General features: G+C 28.5%; 29 protein-coding genes. 18 read left to right on the forward strand and 11 right to left on the reverse strand.

The window, feature by feature from the left end; all coding sequences use genetic code 11:
* Positions 1 to 61: 61 nt before the first annotated feature.
* Together dusB and SOI86_RS02415 are read left to right on the forward strand one after the other, a co-directional pair.
* The gene (dusB, locus tag SOI86_RS02410; protein ID WP_320682020.1) at positions 62 to 1,069 is read left to right on the forward strand and encodes a tRNA dihydrouridine synthase DusB; all 1,008 of its coding nucleotides are present in this window, start codon (positions 62 to 64) and stop codon (positions 1,067 to 1,069) included.
* 18 nt (positions 1,070 to 1,087) lie between these two features.
* On the forward strand, positions 1,088 to 1,342 hold the full coding sequence (locus SOI86_RS02415; protein ID WP_320682021.1) for a DUF2470 domain-containing protein: 255 nt from the start codon (positions 1,088 to 1,090) through the stop codon (positions 1,340 to 1,342).
* A gap of 21 nt (positions 1,343 to 1,363) precedes the next feature.
* Here the strand turns inward: SOI86_RS02415 and SOI86_RS02420 are convergent, their stop codons facing one another.
* Positions 1,364 to 1,528, reverse strand: a complete 165-nt coding sequence (locus tag SOI86_RS02420; RefSeq protein ID WP_320682022.1) for a translation initiation factor IF-2 N-terminal domain-containing protein — start codon at positions 1,526 to 1,528, stop codon at positions 1,364 to 1,366.
* A 44-nt stretch (positions 1,529 to 1,572) separates the two neighbouring features.
* Positions 1,573 to 1,809, reverse strand: coding sequence for a hypothetical protein (locus tag SOI86_RS02425; RefSeq protein ID WP_320682023.1), 237 nt, complete (start codon positions 1,807 to 1,809; stop codon positions 1,573 to 1,575).
* A 442-nt stretch (positions 1,810 to 2,251) separates the two neighbouring features.
* On the opposite strand from SOI86_RS02425, the gene SOI86_RS02430 reads away from it, so the two are divergent.
* Genes SOI86_RS02430 through SOI86_RS02445 form a run of 4 tightly spaced genes read left to right on the forward strand, consistent with a single transcriptional unit; the run spans position 2,252 to position 4,096 of the window.
* Positions 2,252 to 2,671 (forward strand): acyl-CoA thioesterase, encoded by a 420-nt coding sequence (locus SOI86_RS02430; RefSeq protein ID WP_320682024.1) that lies wholly within the window; start codon positions 2,252 to 2,254, stop codon positions 2,669 to 2,671.
* A gap of 42 nt (positions 2,672 to 2,713) precedes the next feature.
* The gene (locus SOI86_RS02435) at positions 2,714 to 2,911 is read left to right on the forward strand and encodes a hypothetical protein (RefSeq protein WP_025962447.1); all 198 of its coding nucleotides are present in this window, start codon (positions 2,714 to 2,716) and stop codon (positions 2,909 to 2,911) included.
* Between the two features lie 40 nt (positions 2,912 to 2,951).
* The gene (locus SOI86_RS02440) at positions 2,952 to 3,203 is read left to right on the forward strand and encodes a hypothetical protein (RefSeq protein WP_025931991.1); all 252 of its coding nucleotides are present in this window, start codon (positions 2,952 to 2,954) and stop codon (positions 3,201 to 3,203) included.
* A gap of 20 nt (positions 3,204 to 3,223) precedes the next feature.
* Positions 3,224 to 4,096: a restriction endonuclease gene (locus tag SOI86_RS02445; protein ID WP_320682025.1), complete on the forward strand. Its 873-nt coding sequence runs from the start codon at positions 3,224 to 3,226 to the stop codon at positions 4,094 to 4,096.
* Position 4,097: 1 nt separating this feature from the next.
* Here SOI86_RS02445 and SOI86_RS02450 read toward each other — a convergent pair whose 3' ends face one another.
* Positions 4,098 to 4,502 (reverse strand): MAPEG family protein, encoded by a 405-nt coding sequence (locus tag SOI86_RS02450; protein ID WP_320682026.1) that lies wholly within the window; start codon positions 4,500 to 4,502, stop codon positions 4,098 to 4,100.
* Positions 4,503 to 4,879: 377 nt separating this feature from the next.
* Here SOI86_RS02450 and SOI86_RS02455 point away from each other — a divergent pair, with 377 nt between their 5' ends.
* The 3 genes from SOI86_RS02455 (at position 4,880) to SOI86_RS02465 (ending at position 6,402) form a co-directional block, all read left to right on the forward strand.
* Positions 4,880 to 5,173, forward strand: a complete 294-nt coding sequence (locus SOI86_RS02455) for a virion host shutoff protein (RefSeq protein ID WP_320682027.1) — start codon at positions 4,880 to 4,882, stop codon at positions 5,171 to 5,173.
* Between the two features lie 628 nt (positions 5,174 to 5,801).
* Positions 5,802 to 6,086 carry a DUF1330 domain-containing protein gene (locus tag SOI86_RS02460; RefSeq protein WP_011376579.1) on the forward strand — a complete coding sequence of 95 codons (285 nt, stop codon included), beginning with the start codon at positions 5,802 to 5,804 and terminating at the stop codon, positions 6,084 to 6,086.
* A 136-nt stretch (positions 6,087 to 6,222) separates the two neighbouring features.
* The gene (locus SOI86_RS02465) at positions 6,223 to 6,402 is read left to right on the forward strand and encodes a hypothetical protein (RefSeq protein ID WP_011863071.1); all 180 of its coding nucleotides are present in this window, start codon (positions 6,223 to 6,225) and stop codon (positions 6,400 to 6,402) included.
* A gap of 4 nt (positions 6,403 to 6,406) precedes the next feature.
* On the opposite strand, the gene SOI86_RS02470 is transcribed toward SOI86_RS02465, so the two are convergent.
* From SOI86_RS02470 to SOI86_RS02480, 3 genes are all read right to left on the reverse strand, one after another.
* Entirely contained in the window at positions 6,407 to 6,586 is a 180-nt protein-coding gene (locus SOI86_RS02470; protein WP_320682028.1) for a hypothetical protein, read from the reverse strand.
* Positions 6,587 to 6,671: 85 nt separating this feature from the next.
* On the reverse strand, positions 6,672 to 6,806 hold the full coding sequence (locus tag SOI86_RS02475; protein WP_257469857.1) for a hypothetical protein: 135 nt from the start codon (positions 6,804 to 6,806) through the stop codon (positions 6,672 to 6,674).
* A 171-nt stretch (positions 6,807 to 6,977) separates the two neighbouring features.
* On the reverse strand, positions 6,978 to 7,157 hold the full coding sequence (locus tag SOI86_RS02480) for a hypothetical protein (RefSeq protein WP_025888492.1): 180 nt from the start codon (positions 7,155 to 7,157) through the stop codon (positions 6,978 to 6,980).
* Positions 7,158 to 7,393: 236 nt separating this feature from the next.
* Here SOI86_RS02480 and SOI86_RS02485 point away from each other — a divergent pair, with 236 nt between their 5' ends.
* The 3 genes from SOI86_RS02485 to SOI86_RS02495 all read left to right on the forward strand — a co-directional run bounded on the left by SOI86_RS02485 (position 7,394) and on the right by SOI86_RS02495 (position 8,880).
* Positions 7,394 to 7,576 (forward strand): Nif11 family protein, encoded by a 183-nt coding sequence (locus SOI86_RS02485; RefSeq protein ID WP_320682029.1) that lies wholly within the window; start codon positions 7,394 to 7,396, stop codon positions 7,574 to 7,576.
* A gap of 85 nt (positions 7,577 to 7,661) precedes the next feature.
* Positions 7,662 to 8,429, forward strand: coding sequence for a pilus assembly protein (locus SOI86_RS02490; protein WP_320682030.1), 768 nt, complete (start codon positions 7,662 to 7,664; stop codon positions 8,427 to 8,429).
* 136 nt (positions 8,430 to 8,565) lie between these two features.
* On the forward strand, positions 8,566 to 8,880 hold the full coding sequence (locus SOI86_RS02495; protein ID WP_320682031.1) for a hypothetical protein: 315 nt from the start codon (positions 8,566 to 8,568) through the stop codon (positions 8,878 to 8,880).
* A gap of 18 nt (positions 8,881 to 8,898) precedes the next feature.
* On the opposite strand, the gene SOI86_RS02500 is transcribed toward SOI86_RS02495, so the two are convergent.
* The gene (locus tag SOI86_RS02500; RefSeq protein WP_320682032.1) at positions 8,899 to 9,060 is read right to left on the reverse strand and encodes a hypothetical protein; all 162 of its coding nucleotides are present in this window, start codon (positions 9,058 to 9,060) and stop codon (positions 8,899 to 8,901) included.
* A gap of 96 nt (positions 9,061 to 9,156) precedes the next feature.
* Complete coding sequence (locus SOI86_RS02505) at positions 9,157 to 9,531, reverse strand: hypothetical protein (protein ID WP_320682033.1); 375 nt, start codon at positions 9,529 to 9,531, stop codon at positions 9,157 to 9,159.
* 180 nt (positions 9,532 to 9,711) lie between these two features.
* Between SOI86_RS02505 and SOI86_RS02510 the strand changes: the two genes are divergently transcribed.
* Both SOI86_RS02510 and SOI86_RS02515 read left to right on the forward strand, forming a co-directional pair.
* Entirely contained in the window at positions 9,712 to 9,918 is a 207-nt protein-coding gene (locus SOI86_RS02510; RefSeq protein ID WP_320682034.1) for a hypothetical protein, read from the forward strand.
* A gap of 667 nt (positions 9,919 to 10,585) precedes the next feature.
* Positions 10,586 to 11,014 (forward strand): OsmC family protein, encoded by a 429-nt coding sequence (locus SOI86_RS02515; RefSeq protein WP_320682035.1) that lies wholly within the window; start codon positions 10,586 to 10,588, stop codon positions 11,012 to 11,014.
* A gap of 607 nt (positions 11,015 to 11,621) precedes the next feature.
* On the opposite strand, the gene SOI86_RS02520 is transcribed toward SOI86_RS02515, so the two are convergent.
* Positions 11,622 to 12,017 carry a DUF1499 domain-containing protein gene (locus SOI86_RS02520; protein ID WP_320682036.1) on the reverse strand — a complete coding sequence of 132 codons (396 nt, stop codon included), beginning with the start codon at positions 12,015 to 12,017 and terminating at the stop codon, positions 11,622 to 11,624.
* An 856-nt stretch (positions 12,018 to 12,873) separates the two neighbouring features.
* On the opposite strand from SOI86_RS02520, the gene SOI86_RS02525 reads away from it, so the two are divergent.
* The gene (locus SOI86_RS02525; RefSeq protein ID WP_011376589.1) at positions 12,874 to 13,122 is read left to right on the forward strand and encodes a hypothetical protein; all 249 of its coding nucleotides are present in this window, start codon (positions 12,874 to 12,876) and stop codon (positions 13,120 to 13,122) included.
* Between the two features lie 83 nt (positions 13,123 to 13,205).
* Complete coding sequence (locus SOI86_RS02530) at positions 13,206 to 13,352, forward strand: hypothetical protein (protein WP_320682037.1); 147 nt, start codon at positions 13,206 to 13,208, stop codon at positions 13,350 to 13,352.
* On the opposite strand, the gene SOI86_RS02535 is transcribed toward SOI86_RS02530, so the two are convergent.
* The gene (locus SOI86_RS02535) at positions 13,353 to 14,138 is read right to left on the reverse strand and encodes a metal ABC transporter permease (protein ID WP_320682038.1); all 786 of its coding nucleotides are present in this window, start codon (positions 14,136 to 14,138) and stop codon (positions 13,353 to 13,355) included.
* A gap of 17 nt (positions 14,139 to 14,155) precedes the next feature.
* On the opposite strand from SOI86_RS02535, the gene SOI86_RS02540 reads away from it, so the two are divergent.
* Positions 14,156 to 14,590 (forward strand): transcriptional repressor, encoded by a 435-nt coding sequence (locus SOI86_RS02540; RefSeq protein WP_320682039.1) that lies wholly within the window; start codon positions 14,156 to 14,158, stop codon positions 14,588 to 14,590.
* Between the two features lie 13 nt (positions 14,591 to 14,603).
* On the opposite strand, the gene SOI86_RS02545 is transcribed toward SOI86_RS02540, so the two are convergent.
* Positions 14,604 to 15,374: an ABC transporter ATP-binding protein gene (locus SOI86_RS02545; protein ID WP_320682040.1), complete on the reverse strand. Its 771-nt coding sequence runs from the start codon at positions 15,372 to 15,374 to the stop codon at positions 14,604 to 14,606.
* A gap of 138 nt (positions 15,375 to 15,512) precedes the next feature.
* On the opposite strand from SOI86_RS02545, the gene SOI86_RS02550 reads away from it, so the two are divergent.
* Positions 15,513 to 17,057 carry a metal ABC transporter solute-binding protein, Zn/Mn family gene (locus SOI86_RS02550; protein ID WP_320682041.1) on the forward strand — a complete coding sequence of 515 codons (1,545 nt, stop codon included), beginning with the start codon at positions 15,513 to 15,515 and terminating at the stop codon, positions 17,055 to 17,057.
* Positions 17,058 to 17,112 lie beyond the last annotated feature (55 nt).

Below are 17,112 nucleotides of genomic sequence, written 5' to 3' on the forward strand. Positions count from 1 at the left end.
ATAAAATCAACTCCATATCGGAATTTATAATTAAAGAAAGATTAAATAAGTTTAAAATTATATGTATTCAAGTATAAAGCTAAAAGGAAGGGGAGTTAACAGAGTAATTACTAGTAAGGTGATGCTATCGCCACTAGCAGGAGTTACAGATAACATTTTTAGACGACTTGTACGCAAATGGGCTCCAAACTCTTTACTTTTTACAGAAATGATAAATGCCACAAGTCTTAAAAAAGGATTTGGAACACAAAAAATCAATCAAATAGATTTAGAAGAAGGTCCAGTTGGAGTACAAATATTTGATAATAGACCATATGCTGTTTCTGAAGCTGCCAAACAAGCTGAGGACTTTGGAGCTTTCTTAATTGATATAAATATGGGATGTCCAGTAAAAAAAATTGCAAGGAAAGGTGGAGGCAGTGCCTTAATTAAAGATCGAAAACTTGCTATAGAATTAGTCAAAAATGTCGTAAAAGCTGTTAAAGTTCCAGTTACAGTAAAAACAAGACTCGGATGGGATAGTAAAGAAGAAAATATAGAGGACTTTTTATTTAAGCTTCAAGATGCGGGAGCAACAATGATCACACTTCATGGAAGAACTAGAAAACAAGGTTTTTCAGGTAAGTCAGATTGGGAAATGATAGGGAGACTTAAAAAGTTATTGGAAATTCCAGTAATTGCTAATGGAGACATCAAAAACCCAGATGACGCTCTTAATTGTTTAAAAAAAACAAATGCTGATGGTGTGATGATTGGACGAGGGATTTTAGGATCCCCATGGAAAATAGGAGAAATAGATTATGCTATTAGAGAAAATAAAAAATTTAAAGAACCAAATACAGAAGAAAAACTATATTTAATTATTGAGCATCTTGATGAATTAATAAAAGAAAAAGGAGATCACGGATTGCTAATTGCGAGGAAACATATCTCATGGACATGCAAAGACTTTAAAGGAGCATCAACTTTGAGAAATAAATTGGTTAGAGCCGCTGATAAAAATGAAGTTAAAAATTTAATAAATAAAATGATTAAAACATTAAAAAATGAAAAGAATACATTAGCTTAAAACAAACTTATTATTTAAATGAAAATTATTAGTAAAGAAACAAGTAAAAGAGTTTGTGATCATATGAACAATGATCACATTGATTCGGTTCACAAATATCTTATTCATTATGGGAAGATATCAAGATTTGAGAATGCTTATATGGAAGAAATTAATAACTGTTATATAAAAATCAATTATGATGGCAAGTCAGCAATTATCAATTTTAAAAATGAAATATCTGAAGAAGAAATTCATTCAACTTTAGTATCAATGATTAAAGAGATTAAATAATAAAATGTTTTATAAAAAAATCTACTTTTTATTTCCATAATAATCCGTTATCTTTTTACATTCTTCAAATGAAATCATGCTTAATCTAGATGTGGCTTTTATTTTTAGAATTGCACAGATAGCTAATAAATCGGCGCTATCAACATTAAGTGCTTCAGAAAGCTCTAGGACCCTAAGACCTTTCATTAGGATGAAAAAAATCTTTTTCTACATAATCAATAACTTTGAAATTAATGGGCTGCATTTTTTCCTAAACCTGCAACAAATGGAAATGTTTGTTCATCACCAAATATATCTTCTGCCGAAGAATTAGAAATATTAGTTTTATTATTATCAGGCTTAATTTCTTCAATTTCATTAGAAATATTATCTTTAATGTTATTTCTAATTTCCTTTGCTAATAAATTATTCGTATTAGAAAATATTGAAAAAACTAATACACATAAAAACAAAATAATTCTTTTCATAAAAAAAATTTATCTAATACTATTGTCATATGCCAATATAGTTATTTAAAAAAACTAGTTAATTTTAAAACAAATCTAAATAAATCAAAGTAAAAAATATTCATCTTCCCAACTTATTTCTATTTTTTAATCTAATTAAAAAATAAAGGCCTAGCAATAAAAGAATTGCTAAGGAGTACTGATTAAGAAAAACATAAACTATATAAACGAGAAAGGGGAATAAGCAAGCCCTCTTAAAATTTAATTTCTGTTCTTGTGACATATTTTTCCAATTGAGATATTCTTCCCATTGAAAAATCTTCTTCATTTTTCTACTTCTATTATTACGATTAAACATAAATTTATAAATATAGTTTTGGTGATTCTTATATTAATCAACAATATTAATCTACAATATCAAAATAATTTTTTTTCATTGAATAAAAATTTTTTTTATAAAAAAATGAACTCAAAACCAGTTTGGAAAATAGAAAAACTTGTTTTACCTCAACATGCAGACCATGCAGGAGTAATGTGGCACGGTACATATTTTAATTGGCTTGAAGAAAGTCGAATAAATGCACTTTTAGAAGTAGGTATAAGTTATTTTGAACTTACTAAAAAAGGCTTAGATTTACCTTTAATCAATACTTCAATAAAATATAAATCCCCTTTATTTCTTGGTGAAAAAATAACAATAGAAAGCAAATTCAATATTAAAAAAAGTCCTAGGATTAATGTGATTTCAAAATTTCTTAACCAGAAAAAAGAAATCTTAACGATTGCTGAAGTCAATTTAGTCTTAATAAATAAACTAAATTTTTCTATAATAAGAAAAAGACCAGATTTCCTATCGGAAGCATTTATTAAATTAAACGGTTGAAATTATTATCCATTAATTGAAAGCTTTATTAAATTATTAATTATGTATATATTTCAGGTTATTGACTCTTACCAATATGAAATGGAATCAAGATATCAAGAAAAATCAATGCTTACAAATCTTTTTACAGAGCACAAATTCATAGGATGGTTAGGGTTGTTTATAGTATTTTTCTCAATCTTTGCAATTTTTGTTTTTCAATTTCTTGAGTGGGAAAGTAATGACAATAATAAAAGTTAAGAAGATTTAATGCTTATAATTCAACTGAGTGACTTAAAAAATGGCTATCTACTTAAAAATAACTAATTCTACAGAAGTTGTAAAAAAAAAGACATCAAAATGGCTTACCGATATTACACCTGAAAGGATTGACAGGAAATTGGTCGAGGATGAAGTAATAAAAGGCATTATCGAGCAATTAACCTTAGAAGGCATAAAAGGAGAAATATCAGCAATTAATGGGTTTGAAGTGAATGAATCTTCAGTAATAACAAAAAATAATTTTGTTATTAGAAAAACAAAAACTTTTTAGATCAAAAATAAAAATCTTTAATGAAATTTTTTTTTATTTTAATTATTTTTATCATCTTTTTAATTTTTATAATTGTAAGTGATTATCAATCTAGAAAGAAAAAGTTTAAATTAAATAATGCCTTAAATTCCAATTTCTTTATTCAAACAATTAATAATTTGATAGAAGAAAACAAATACAATTTGTTAGAGGAAAGGAACAGATTAAGTGAAAAAGATGCTTACGGCAACGTGGATTATAAAAAATGGATTGGCAATCCACCTCTTGATGAAAAAGCTATTGAGAAAAATATATTTAATGGATCCAAGCGATTTAAAGAGGGTATACCATACTTCTGGGAAAAAGTAATTTTAAAAAAATTTGGAAGTATAGAATTATTTTTCGAAAAGTGGAGATCGTATCGTAATGAGAATCCTACTATTGATGATGAGATAATTGGATCTATTAGAAAGCTCGAGACTGAAGATTGGTTTGTATTCATAGCAAGTCAAATTGAGAAATCATGCTTAAACCTAATAGAAAATGATTACTCAAAAATAATTAACGAAAGCTACAAAAAAGGTATTAGATTTGAAAATTATTGTATGGAAATTCTCAAACAACATGGCTGGGAAGTTAAAGAAACCCCTAATACTGGAGATCAAGGGGTTGACTTAATTGCATCAATAAATGATTTAAGAATATGTATTCAATGCAAAGATCATCAAAAAGCTATTGGGAATAAAGCAGTGCAGGAAATTTCAGCTGGTAAATTATTTTGGAAAGGTACTCATGCAATATTAGTGTCAAAATCTGGCTTTACAAAGTCAGCCCAACAACTAGCGAAATCAAACAATGTTAGATTAATTAATGAATATCAGTTAAAAGACTTAAAAAACTTATTGTTTAAATAGTTTATATCAACTGAGTTAACCCCTCTTTATACAACAATAAAGTTGTAAATATCCCTGAGGCCCAAATTAAACCTCTTGCCGTTGGAATGTTAAATATGTAAGCACCAATATATAAAAAACGTAAAAGAGGATGAATCCATGCTGCAATAATTGCAATGTTTGAATCAGTTAAAGTAATCAAACAAAGAAGACATGCAGGAGCATGTAATGAAATACTTTCCCAACAATTCTGATGGCACCAAACTGCTCTTTTACCAAAAGCAGGTAGTTCGTCAAACAAAGCCCTTGGGGCTGTCATGTTTTCAACAGAATAACCTGCTTTAATCCTCCCAATAGTTAATGGAATAATTGATATTAAAACAACACCTACTGAGAGACAAAGGCTCCAGGCAAAAACAACTTGCATATAATTAAATAATTGTCTCCAGCTTAATAATTGCTAATTAATATCGTGATAAATGAAAAATCATTAACATAGATAAAACTTCGAAGAAAATGCTTTAATTTATATTAAAAAAATCATTTATGGATATTTCAAAGCTAATTTTGATTTTTGGCATAAGTTTAGTAATATATTTTGCTTTTCTTTTTTTAGGTTTTTTTCTTAAAAATAAAAATCTAAAGGCACAGAATCTAAAAAAAGAAGAATAGATTATTAATTCCACCAAAATTTATTAGTTTTCACAATATTTTTATATCTTTTTGGATATATTTCATGGAAATAAAATTTGATCCCAATAATAATAAGAGATATTTGAATTTTCATAAAAAAGTTGCCGATATATGAAAAAATTTTATAAATTCCTTAAAAGCTTTCTATTTATATCATTTTGGCTTATTTTATCCTCATTTTTAACACAATATTGGAATACCTTTCATTGGGAATATATTTACTTAAACTTCAGAATTATATTTGATAAAGAATTTTGGTTTGTTGTAGAAAAAATTCTTTTAGGTATTGATGTTGGTTACTGGTTAGAAGAAGCACTAAAATTCTTAAGTTATGAAATACCTAAAGAATCTTTTAAATATTTTCCAATTTATTTCGTTTTAAAGTCTATTTGGATAAAGAATTAAATTTCTCTTTAAAAGATTTTAATAAATTCCTTAAAATTCGTAGATAAAGTAGGTAGATTTATTTTTCTTAAAACAAATAAAGTGACTTTACCCCCTCCAAAGATTCTAAGCCTATTACTTAAATAAGTTATCTTTAAGCGCACTAATCTTACATTATTTATTTCTTTCATAGCCTTTATATTTTTCTTCCAAATTTAGTACCTATAACACCAGCGTGTGTAAATTTGATCCCAATTTTTTTTTCATTTATGTAATCAAGTCTTATTAAAATCGCAGTGCCAATAATTGATTTTATTCATCTCGGTTTTAGTAAATTAAGACCATTTAAATTAAAGGGATCAAGAATTTGAAGATTATCAATAAAAGGAGAATATTTTAAAAAAGGACGCTTAGAACTACTCCACCTAAGCTCGCTGACAACCTGCAAATCAATTCTATATTTCTAGAGGAAAAAATTATGATCAATTTCGAGCTGCTCAGCAATACCCTTTATCTTCACTGAATTTGGAAATTTAAGAAGTAAATTTAGTAAGTCATCTTCGAATTACATTTAATAACCGCTAACTATAAAGCTAAGGATAAATACTTACCTTCATATGCTATATTCTATCCAGAATGTGTTGATTTGATGACAAAGAGCTATTGGCTAAAGAAGATTTCAATTCCAAATGCTGATTTATTTCTGGAATATATAAGGACAGTATTGCCTTGGATTAAATCTGTGGGAGGAGTGATAGTAAAAAGAGATTTGATACAAGAATCAACCTCAAATGAATGGGATGGAGGGCAGCTTGGATTAGTAATAGAATTCGAATCAAAATTTGCTGCTAAAAAAGCATTTTATTCTGAAGTATTTCAAAAATATCTTCAGTCCAGAGATTTAATGGAACTTGTTACTATAAGTACTCTTTAAAAAACCAACTAATAACTATCTCACACAAACTTTATATAAGTATTTATTACTATTAAATTATTTATGTAATATTTATAACTTCACTAGCAATGAGATATTTTGCAAAATTTTAGTGTAAAAGTAATTTGTTAATCAAATGAACTATTCAACAGAAAAAGATGACTATTTGATGACAACTCCATATACAAAAAAAATTCAGCAAAAATTTGAAAAGGTTAAGTCTTTTTTAGAGCAAAATGGATTTAATCCTTCATCAGAGAGCTTAATGCAAGATATAGTAAGTTCAGAAGAATATATTGCTAAAAATGGCTTATAAATAATCAAAATATATTGAGAGTCCTTAAATAATAAAAACCACCTATTAGAACAGGTAATAATATTCCAATAAATAAAAAAATAGATTTCTTTGATTCACCTTCTGATATGGGATTAATTTCTGGTTCAATTGCAAAACCATTTTGTCTACCACCGCTTTCGGTTGTATAACCTTTTTTATTCATAAGAAAAATAATCTATGCAGATTATCTCATGTAAAAACTTATTTAAAAAAATTTTTTACATTTAGAATTATACTAATTTGCAGATCTAATAATTGATTTCTATCTGAGATTTCAATTTAGCAGCTTTTTTTAAAAGACCTACAACTTCCTTTCGTCCAGTAGCAAATTCAGCCTTATTGAGTAGCTCACTATATTTTTTTGTGATTTCTCTATGGTTCATTTTAATATTTATATAAATAAATTATAAAGTTACTAAAGATATTTTTTGTATAAAAGATATCAAAATAGAGTTCTAGTACCTTTACCTATTTAAACCACCCTTTTTTTTTTTTTTCGGTTTAATCTCTTCTTTAATATCTTTTTTCTCCCAAATAATCCCCTTTCTTTTTATCTATTTGTAGTAATTCACTAAGTCGATAATTAATATTGCTAGTAATGAGAAACCTAAAATGAAGGGTAAATAAGGATATTTATTTAAGATTTTATTAAGTTGATTTTTCGATGTTTGTTTTTCCTTTTTCTTTTCTCTAGGCGGTAAGCCTAACTCTTCCCTTCTCTTAGCTTCTCCCATAATTTCTTAATATAATTAAAACTATTTTATACATTTAGCAACCCTAGTGTATTGTTCCAAATCTGAATTAGTATCTATTAATTTATTATATATTATGGATATATATAGAATTTAAAAAAATAACATGATAGAAGTTGTTTGGTCAGTAAATATAATGATTGCAATCCTGATAATTGGTGTTGCCTGGCTTATTTACTACATATTCACTTATGATCAAAAATTGAGTTCCTAGATAAATGTCAGATAAAGATCTAAGCAATTTTCTAAAAAAAATAGAGCAACTTAATCAAATTGCCGAGCTAATAAAAAATAATCCTAGTAAAAAGTTGTCCCTTTCAAGATGCAAAAATCATGATGAAGTAATTAAATTAACCTCTGAATGGGGCTTTGATATTGGCAAAAGGTGGGGAGAATATTAATTTATTTTATTAGTAGCATAATTAAAATAGTCATAAACTTCAAATTAAATTCCTAAGATTAACTAGTATTTTTTGTATTGGAGTTATGAAAGAAATTGGAGAGATAAAGGCAAATATATATAAAATAGCCGCTGTTACAGATAGAGGGCAAAGATTAAATAAATTAATTTCTGCTATGTATGAGGAAAAAACCAATGAAATGAGAGAATTGATTGATGATCTTAAAAACCGTAGTTTTGAAATATCAGAAAAATCATTGTCTGGAGAGTGGGAATTAATTTTTTCTAATGTTGAATTATTTCGAAGTTCTCCTTTCTTCCTTGCTATTGAAAGGGCATTAAATGATAAATTTAAAAGTAATCTTTTTTTTAAATTACATCAATTGCAAGTAGGATCCTTTGGAATATCTACTATTGGGAGAATTGCCCAAAAAATTGATTTTGAAAAAAAAGAATTTATATCTACTTTTGATACTACAATATTTGGGCTTACAACAATTCCTATCTTAGGTTGGTTCAAACTTTTACCTACTTTTGGTGGAAGAGTAATAACCCTAGCGAGTGACTTGGATTTAAAAAATAATTTACTTGATATGAACTTACAAAAAACAAAAGTTTCCAAAGTTGATGGACTTAATAAGATTCCATTCTTTAGTGGATTACTTATGGATAGATGGTATCCAGTTAAAGAGGTATGGAATAAGTTACCTTGGAATAAAGAATCACCAAATTGCCAGGTATCAATCATATATTTAGATGAAGAAATGAGAATTATGCAGGATATGTATGGGTCTATTTTTATTTATATAAGGCCTTCAATTTCTTTATTGGGTCCAAATACATTATCTAATTAATAACTAACAGACTGACTATTAGAATAAGTAATTTCTAAAATAAATCTATTAAAAAATCTTCTTAAAGATTAATTAATAAATTAATCTCGCAGGTCAAATACAAATAGCTTATGTTCATAATGAACATTCTTTTATTATGCTTAGAAATCAAGAAAAAAACTCACTTGTTAGAGGAATTTTTTTAATAGTGGGATGGGGCTTAGGTTTAGACCGATTCTATGAAGGAGATAAAAAAGGTGGTTTTTTATCAATCATAGGTTGGAGTCTCACATTTTTTAGCTTAGGTTTTCTTAAATGTTCAGGATATGAATATGTTGATGGAGTAAAAAATTATTCAGAATATTCTCCTAATCCATTAATAGTATTACCTTTACTTGCTGGAGCATATGGCGGCTTTCTAATAATTAAGAAGGCATTTAGATTAGCAAAACAATTTGAGAATGCTGAATAATACTAAGAGTTTGAAAATTCAAGATAATAATCCAGTACTTTTCAAATAAGATTTAAATAAAAGAATTACTAAAAGGTTAATTATTGCTAAGGCTACCAACCCATTTCTGTTCTTATAATCTAATTTCTTAACTAAATTAGAAAGATATACGACTGGATTTTCAGGTTCTTTATTATCCAAATTTTATTTAAATATTAATTTGAAACGAAAATATCACATTTTCAATAGAAGAATCAAAATTGTAAAGATGAATATCCAAAAAGAAAGAGATAATTTCTAATCCATAATTCCTGCATTTCTTAAAAAAGCTTTACCAATATTGCCAATCAAAAGAAATGCAGACAAATTAATTAAAAGGATTATTAATAATGCCAACATTTTGTGGTTTGGATTAGTTGAAATGCCATCAAATCCCTTATTAAGAAATCTTTCAAAAAGTGATTTAGCTTTGTTTAGTTTTTCTTGCGTTGAATCAAGATTAATTTTTTCTTTAGAAGAATCCTGGTTACTTGCTTTCTCTAGAAATTCCGTAAATGCCTTAACATTCTCTTCGTTTTTATTCCCCTCATTAAGATCTTTATTATCTTCATTCAAATTGGGGGACGATTCGATTGAATTATTTTCCTCAGGATTAAGTTTTGAATCTTCCAAATTATTAGTAAATGCTACGAGTATATTACACCATAAAAAAAACCCACTCGATCAATTGAAGAGAGGGTTGGTTAATGTTAAAGTTCTTGATTGAATCATAAGTTATTTTAATTAAATTTGCGTTAATTTCATTATGGAGATTGAACTTAGTTTATAGTCAAGATAATTTTTTAACTACATATGTTAGATGCAAAAACTAAAAAAGCATGTAAAGAGGATCCATCAATAAGAGAAATTAAAATTAGAAATATAGAACATGCTATTGAACAAGCGGAAATGATGATAAAAGAATCAAAAATGAGCCAAGAAGAATTAATCTTCTTGAAAAGGAAAATATCGGACTCAAGACAAGATTTAGAGTTACTTTACTTAATGAAAATTCAATGAATATAATATTTAATAATTATTAAAAAGGTTGACTTTTTCTAAGGAAATTAATTTGTATATTTGAAGCATTATAAACTTTAAAAGGAAAGTAAAAATTTATATAAAGGGTTCACTTTTTTCTGAAAAATCTGTACCTTTCTTTAAAGGTTTTTCCTTACATTTTTATTTCAATTAATCTTTTTGAAAGACAAATAGCAGTTTATGTAATCACCTAGTTCTTGTTACTACAAACATTCTTAAAAAGTCTTAGACACTTAATAAATTAAGATAGTTTTAAAAACGAATCTTCATGAATAAAGTTAAGATAACAATTTTTACGATATCCCTAATCATATTATCCTATTTAGGAATTAAAAATTTATTTCATATCAATCATTCCGAAGATTCAAGAAACAAAAAAAAATCGATCTTAAATGAATCTACCCGAGTTTTAAATGAATGCTTTGATCTAGAAAACAAAAACGAAAGAACTCTTAATAAATCAATTGAATTAATTAAATATTGCTTGCGGGAATATGGATATAAAAAATGATTTCTAAATCTTAATGATAAATTTTTGAATACTCCACTTACATGTCAAGGAATTCAATCATTAATTGATCAATTAACTTGGTATGTCCCATGATTCTTTATTATTAATAATATTTGCTTAATAAACTTTTTTTAAATGACTAAGATTAAATGTTCTTATTTGGGAAATTTAAACTGTGAAGCTGTTCATCAACTATCAGGAAGTCTAATAAAAACGGATGCGCCTTTAGATCACTTTGGTAAAGGTGAAAGCTTTTCACCAACTGATTTATTAGCGACATCACTAGGTACTTGCCTTCTAACCATTATGGCAATTAAAGCTAAATCAAGGGGATTTGATTTAGAGGGTATCTATTTAAACATTGAAAAATTAATGACGCAAAATAACGAGAGAAAGATAAAGGAAATAATAATAGATATCTACATACCAGAGACCACCTCTAATGAAACTATTAATTTTATGAAAAAAAGTTCCGAAGATTGTCCAGTTTCAAGAAATTTATCTAAGGAAATAGATATTAAAATAAATTGGCATCACATGAATAACTCAAAAAATAGTAATTAGATAAAAAATAATGAAATACTTTATTGGAATAATTATTCTGTTATTTGGTATTTATATAATGACAGATTTGGCATTAAAGACTAGATATACAAGAAAAAGACTTTCAAAGGGAAAAAATAAATCTTTGTAATTTTTTTATTGAATTTTAGAAAATAGATTTATTTGTGTACTAAGAATTAAGGAATATTTTAGTTTTATTTTTTCACTATTTTTTGGTCAATCAAACTAATCAATGGGATCATAAAATTTACATTTATTCCAATAGTGCACCATGAATAAATAATTAGAAAAAATATTTTTATAAATAAATTAGGGGGTAAGGTGAAAAATATTTTGAAAAAACCTCCAATGAATAATACCAATATTCCAATTTGAAAAAGACCTTTGATTATCCATATAAGACCATTTTTTTTAATGTTTATATAAAACCAAAAAAAAACAATACTAGATACCAATAAATATATAAAATTTATAATCATCTTTTTAGAGAAAATCTAACAAATTTGCCATTATCTAGGCATGATCATAATTATCACTTTTTTATCCCACAATTTTTTTTTAAATTGGAAAAGTTATACAAAAAACAATAAAAACAAATTTTTTTTTTTTAACTTTTTATCTTAAACATTTTCGATTTTAGTAAATCAACTCTTTTTCGATTCACTCCCAAATCACTTTCTCCAACTCTTGATTCTGATCTTATTGATAAGATGTTTGACTCAGGTAGAAAGGATACTTCTAAATCGTCTACATACTTCAACCATTTACTGGTTGCCTCAGCATGAAGATAATCGCCATCAATTTCTATAATCACAGTCCTTGGAGTGTTTTCGATAAATGTTTTAATCTCTTCAAAAGGTTTCTCAATATTGTTAACCTCCCATTCCTCTCGTACACAATGAGCAATCTCTACACAAGGTTTTAGTTCTACATGTGAGGCATATGATGAAGAAGGGAATAAAAAGCTTGAACAAATTAAAATTGCAAAAAAAACTATTTTCATTAACAGAGGAATTTAACAACCAATAATCTAACGAATTAAATTACTAATTTGTAATGACGTATCTCATGATTTTTGAATACAGCATATATATTTTTATATTCAGGATTTAATATGTATTTCTAGTAATCCAAAAAAAAAAGATCTCTCAGAGAGAGATCATTTTAAAATTGATTTATATCAAGTGTTTCCTTGTTTCCACTGAAATAAATCAATTCCTCCTACACACAATCCTAATATCACACCTAAATTCAAAATATGTAATATCTAATAGGCCTCTATCTTAACTGTCACATCGCAAAAAATACAAAAAGTACTCAAACATTGAGATCGAGTACTTTTAAAGTTATCAGAAAAAAGTGTGTGAGGAGTTTCTGATGTATTTAATTTACTCCGTAGGTAATTTAAAAGGCTACAGTATAAATTACTAATTATTTAAATCTTTTAGAAAAATTGGGCGTTGATGAAAAAAATAATCAAAAACATAAAAAATTCATGAAAAGCATTTACAAAAAAATCATTTTTATTATTTCGGCAATTGCTCTTTTTTCAGTAATATTGGTTGTTGTCAAATATTCGCTAACTTATATTGAAAATAATCCCGAAAAATACTTACCTACGGAAAAGTAAGAAAAAATTAAGTATAAATTCACTTCAAAAAATCTATAAAGTGTCTTAAATATGTTATACATAGACAGATTGAGTCATGAAAATCAAAAATACTTCAGTTCTTAATCAGAATAATATTCATTTAAGTCAATTTAAAAATAAGCATAAATATCAAATACTTGAGAATTACTGGAAGAAAAGAAAGAAAGAATGTGAAAAAAATCTTTCAAAATTTTGCTAACCGATAATTATGAATTTTATTTTTTCTTTTTTATTAGCATCTGTAATGTGGGTACAAGTTCCACAATGGGAAGCTGACTGGTCAAAATGTGCAGTAGATGTTCCCGATTCATCGTGTCACTGGTACGTAGCTGCTCCCGATAATACTTTTGGGGAAGGATTTAATTGGGAAAACGCTCCTTGGTTTGATGCTAATGGATTACAGGATGTAGCAAAGATTGAGAAAGAATCTGTAGTAGAAAAACTTCAAAATAACTAAAGTTTCTATTTCATCAATTAACTTTTAAAAGTATTTAAATCTAGCTGCATAGTAGTTAACTTTTGATTAATTAAAAAATTTTTATGCGTTTCAAAGTAAGTCTCAAAAAAAATGGAAAGGAATTTGATGAAGTTGTTATAGCTAATAATAAAAAAGAGGCTGTGGAAGTAGCTTTAAAAAACAATCCAGAAGCTCAAGCACTAAACTCTGATTGGACATTTAAGATTTAATTATTTGCGAAGCTTAGGAATCAAAAGAGATGCAACACAAATAACACTAATCGCAGGTCCAGGCGAAAGATTAAAGACTATAGAGAGAATAAATCCCATAAGTGAGATACATAATCCAAAAAATGAAGACCTCATCATTGCAATTCTTAAACTATGAGCCTTATTTAGCCCTAACAAAGTTGGCGAAGAAAGAAGAGCAATTACAAGAATTACTCCCACTGCTGACATTGAACTAACAATTACTAATGCCGTCGTAAAACTCAAAGCAAGATTTAATAAAGAAACGTTTATACCACTTGCGGACGCACCTTCTGGATCTAATCCAACATAAACTACCTTTTCATATCCAAAAGTCATTAAAAGTATAAATACTAAAAAAGCAATTATTGTTCTAAGTAAATCTCCAAAATTTGCTGTCAATAAATCGCCAAATAATACTGCCTCCAAATCAATCCTTATTCCGAGTAAAGGGATTATAAGGACCCCAAACCCAAGCATTCCAGCAAGAATAGTATTCATAACTGCTTCATAATTTTCACTTTTTCTATTAGTTAAACTTTCCGCAATTACCGAGCCTAAAAGACCACTGATAACACCACCAATTGAGGGGTGAATTCCAAGCGCTAATGCGAGAGCAAGTCCAGGCAAAACACAATGAGAGATTAAATTAACTTGTAATAATCTCTTATGGGTGATTAATACAGTTCCCATAGCTGGGCATAAGATCCCGGAAAATATAGTTATTATTAATGGAACCAACCACCAGTTGTTATTAATAAAAGACATTATTCGAAAGATTCGGTATGATCAAAAATACGAGACAAAAAAAGATTTTGGAAACAATGGTAACTAAGTCTGACATTACCAAAAGACAAGAACAACTTCTTGAAGAACTTAATAAATGCGAGGATGAATTGAGCGGTCAAGAATTGCATAGGCAGTTGATCACAAAAGGCAAATCTATGGGGTTGACCACTGTTTATAGAAATCTGCAAATCTTGATAAAGCATGGATTAATTCGTTCCAGACATCTCCCAACAGGAGAGGTTCTTTACACTCCCGTAGACAGAGATATTCATCATTTGACCTGCGTTCAATGCGGAGAGACGTCGAAAATGGAAGGTTGTCCTGTTAAAAATATTCATGCCCCTAAAAAAAATCCAAGAAAGTTTCAACTTTTGTTTCATACACTCGAATATTTCGGCCTTTGCCAAAACTGTTATCAAGCTCAAAATTAAGAAGGAACATTTTCTAATCACAGAAATTATTTTCCTTTATAGAGCTTATGTTTATCGCATCTAATTTATCTTTTATTTGATCAGGACTACCAACTGCTAAAACGCTTTTATCAAGAACTATTACTTGATCATAATTATTTAGAGACTCACCCCAATCATGGCTACTTACGAGTAAAGAAAGTCCCGCATCTGCGAGTTGACGAACAATTTTCAGGAAGTCCTCTTTTGCAGGGGGATCCAATGCCGCACAAGGTTCATCCAGAAGAAATATTTTTGCAGGGGACATAAGAGTTTTTGCTAATAGAGCTCTTTGTTGCTGTCCTCCTGAAAGAGAATCGAGTCTTCTATTAGCCAAATTAGCAATTCCTACTCTTTGCATTGTCGCTTCTAATTCACAACATTTATTAATCCAAGAATTAGGATATTCTAGAAGAGCCTTGATTTGAAAGGGGTTATTACTTCTTGATTTTGAATACTTTATTTGACCAAGAGATACCAATTTTTCAACTGTAATGGGAAACTTCCAATTCATAGAACTTCTTTGAGGCATAAGTGCCACTAAAGCTCTAGATCTATATAAATTTTCACCGTCAATTTTTATATCGCCTTTATCTGGAGTATTTTGTCCTTGCAATATCCTCAAAAGAGTAGATTTACCAGCACCATTTGGACCTACTAGCGCTGTAAGAGTTCCAGGTTTAATCTCAACCGATACCTTATTTAAAGCTGGCTTACTTTTTTTTGTGTATGCAAATGTTAAATTTTCAGCGACTAAAGTAGCCATTAATTAATCTTCATGAAAAAAGTCACTTTACAAGCTTACCAATAATATAAGCTGCGTATTATTTTCATAACATTTGATACCTTTTCTTGTCAGAGGCAATGAAAATGATTATCATTTTTAAGTATTTAATAACTTTTTATGTCAATTTTTAAAAGACTTCTATCAAATAAAAAAGGTTCAAGTAAGTCAATTATTAAAAATTCCGTAATCGCTGGAACGATTATATTTTCTGGTTTTGGGCAGGATGTCATGGCTAAAGGAAAGTCATACGTTGCAGTTGAACCACTAGTTTGTGATTTAGTTAAATCAATTGCATTACCATCTGACGAAGTTACATGCCTAGTAGATAGAAAACAGGATGTTCATGATTTAAAGATCAATCCAAGACAAGCTCAATTACTAAATAGCGCAGACAAAGTATTCACTCTTGGCAAAGAAATGACTCCAAGTATGAGAAATTGGGAAAGTAAAAAGAATACTGTTGTTGTAGGTGTTAGTGCAATAGACGTAGATGATCATTCTGATCATGAAGGTCACGATGACCACTCAGACCATGGTGGACATGATGATCATGCTAAACATTCAGCTAAGGTAGATGATCATTCTGATCATGGAGGTCATGATGATCATTCAGACCATGGAGGACATGATGATCATGCTGAGGGTGCTTTCGAATGGGCAGGTAAATTCCAACTTTCTAAGGGTTCATACAAATGGTCATTTGAAAAAGTCGATGGAGAATATGCAGATCCTGCAATGAAGATGGTGATTCTCAAATCTAATGACATAGAAGGGTCTGAAGATTTGGCTAAAGAATTATTAGGATCTAAAGACTCAATAAGCAGAAAAAATAATGGTACTTTGATCGCAAGTAATAAAGCATTTATTCTTAACTTTGATCAAAGAAAAGAAAGCACTGTTTTTAATGTGGATATCAAAGAAGATGGTGAATATATATTTTTTACTGAACACATGCCTTTTGAGTTTGAAGCAACTCAACACTTCTTTAAAGACGTCTTAAATAGTGATGTCGAGCCCATAGCACAAGTACCAGACGAAGGAGAGGGACATCATCACCATCATGACCATGGAGGTCTAGATCCACATGTATGGCATGATCCACATAACATCATAAAAATGGGAGATGTTATAAGCAAAAGTTTAAAGAAAGATATTTCAGTTTTTAATAGAGGGGACAGAAAATTAATTAATGAAAGATTTGAAAAAGCCGATTCACTCTTAGAAGGCTTAGATAGTTGGATCGTCGAACAAGTAAGCTCTATTCCTGAGGAAAACAGAGTAATTGTCTCTAAACACAAAGCAATGGAATACTACGGTGATGCTTTTGGTTTTGAAACTATTAGTTTACTTGACTTTCTTGGAGACTCATCAAGTTTAAGGCCAGAGAACATAAGTTCTACTTTGAAAATGTTAGATGAAGAGAAAGTTCAGGCAATATTTCCTGAACAAATTCCAGCATCTAAATTATTAAGAAACTTAAGTAGACAAAGTTCGGTTCCTTTAGCTTCTAATCAAATATTCGTTGATGGATTGATGATGGACGGGAATACGGTTTCAGTAGCTGTTCACAACACTTGCACAATTGTTGATTCATTAGGAGGAAGTTGTGATAAAGAATCTGGCTCCAATCTTGAGTCTGAATGGTACAAACTTTCAGATTAAATTTTTCTAATAAAAACGGTTTTCATTTCTTATTATTACTATTATTAGACTATTG

This window comes from Prochlorococcus sp. MIT 1314 (assembly GCF_034093315.1).
Taxonomy (GTDB): domain Bacteria; phylum Cyanobacteriota; class Cyanobacteriia; order PCC-6307; family Cyanobiaceae; genus Prochlorococcus_A; species Prochlorococcus_A marinus_Y.

Coding starts and splice junctions, on each gene's coding strand:
- SOI86_RS02415 (WP_320682021.1), top strand. CDS start 1,088: ATGAAAATTATTAGTAAAGAAACAAGTAAAAGAGTTTGTGATCATATG.
- SOI86_RS02450 (WP_320682026.1), bottom strand. CDS start 4,502: ATGCAAGTTGTTTTTGCCTGGAGCCTTTGTCTCTCAGTAGGTGTTGTT.
- SOI86_RS02475 (WP_257469857.1), bottom strand. CDS start 6,806: ATGAACCATAGAGAAATCACAAAAAAATATAGTGAGCTACTCAATAAG.
- SOI86_RS02510 (WP_320682034.1), top strand. CDS start 9,712: ATGTTAGATGCAAAAACTAAAAAAGCATGTAAAGAGGATCCATCAATA.
- SOI86_RS02490 (WP_320682030.1), top strand. CDS start 7,662: ATGAAAGAAATTGGAGAGATAAAGGCAAATATATATAAAATAGCCGCT.
- SOI86_RS02445 (WP_320682025.1), top strand. CDS start 3,224: ATGAAATTTTTTTTTATTTTAATTATTTTTATCATCTTTTTAATTTTT.
- SOI86_RS02430 (WP_320682024.1), top strand. CDS start 2,252: ATGAACTCAAAACCAGTTTGGAAAATAGAAAAACTTGTTTTACCTCAA.
- SOI86_RS02485 (WP_320682029.1), top strand. CDS start 7,394: ATGTCAGATAAAGATCTAAGCAATTTTCTAAAAAAAATAGAGCAACTT.
- SOI86_RS02530 (WP_320682037.1), top strand. CDS start 13,206: ATGCGTTTCAAAGTAAGTCTCAAAAAAAATGGAAAGGAATTTGATGAA.
- SOI86_RS02420 (WP_320682022.1), bottom strand. CDS start 1,528: ATGAAAGGTCTTAGGGTCCTAGAGCTTTCTGAAGCACTTAATGTTGAT.
- SOI86_RS02515 (WP_320682035.1), top strand. CDS start 10,586: ATGACTAAGATTAAATGTTCTTATTTGGGAAATTTAAACTGTGAAGCT.
- SOI86_RS02545 (WP_320682040.1), bottom strand. CDS start 15,374: ATGGCTACTTTAGTCGCTGAAAATTTAACATTTGCATACACAAAAAAA.
- SOI86_RS02470 (WP_320682028.1), bottom strand. CDS start 6,586: ATGAATAAAAAAGGTTATACAACCGAAAGCGGTGGTAGACAAAATGGT.
- SOI86_RS02425 (WP_320682023.1), bottom strand. CDS start 1,809: ATGAAAAGAATTATTTTGTTTTTATGTGTATTAGTTTTTTCAATATTT.
- SOI86_RS02455 (WP_320682027.1), top strand. CDS start 4,880: ATGAAAAAATTTTATAAATTCCTTAAAAGCTTTCTATTTATATCATTT.
- SOI86_RS02440 (WP_025931991.1), top strand. CDS start 2,952: ATGGCTATCTACTTAAAAATAACTAATTCTACAGAAGTTGTAAAAAAA.
- SOI86_RS02480 (WP_025888492.1), bottom strand. CDS start 7,157: ATGGGAGAAGCTAAGAGAAGGGAAGAGTTAGGCTTACCGCCTAGAGAA.
- SOI86_RS02535 (WP_320682038.1), bottom strand. CDS start 14,138: ATGTCTTTTATTAATAACAACTGGTGGTTGGTTCCATTAATAATAACT.
- SOI86_RS02435 (WP_025962447.1), top strand. CDS start 2,714: ATGTATATATTTCAGGTTATTGACTCTTACCAATATGAAATGGAATCA.
- SOI86_RS02520 (WP_320682036.1), bottom strand. CDS start 12,017: ATGAAAATAGTTTTTTTTGCAATTTTAATTTGTTCAAGCTTTTTATTC.
- SOI86_RS02540 (WP_320682039.1), top strand. CDS start 14,156: ATGATCAAAAATACGAGACAAAAAAAGATTTTGGAAACAATGGTAACT.
- SOI86_RS02460 (WP_011376579.1), top strand. CDS start 5,802: ATGACAAAGAGCTATTGGCTAAAGAAGATTTCAATTCCAAATGCTGAT.
- SOI86_RS02525 (WP_011376589.1), top strand. CDS start 12,874: ATGAATTTTATTTTTTCTTTTTTATTAGCATCTGTAATGTGGGTACAA.
- SOI86_RS02495 (WP_320682031.1), top strand. CDS start 8,566: ATGCTTAGAAATCAAGAAAAAAACTCACTTGTTAGAGGAATTTTTTTA.
- SOI86_RS02465 (WP_011863071.1), top strand. CDS start 6,223: ATGAACTATTCAACAGAAAAAGATGACTATTTGATGACAACTCCATAT.
- dusB (WP_320682020.1), top strand. CDS start 62: ATGTATTCAAGTATAAAGCTAAAAGGAAGGGGAGTTAACAGAGTAATT.
- SOI86_RS02550 (WP_320682041.1), top strand. CDS start 15,513: ATGTCAATTTTTAAAAGACTTCTATCAAATAAAAAAGGTTCAAGTAAG.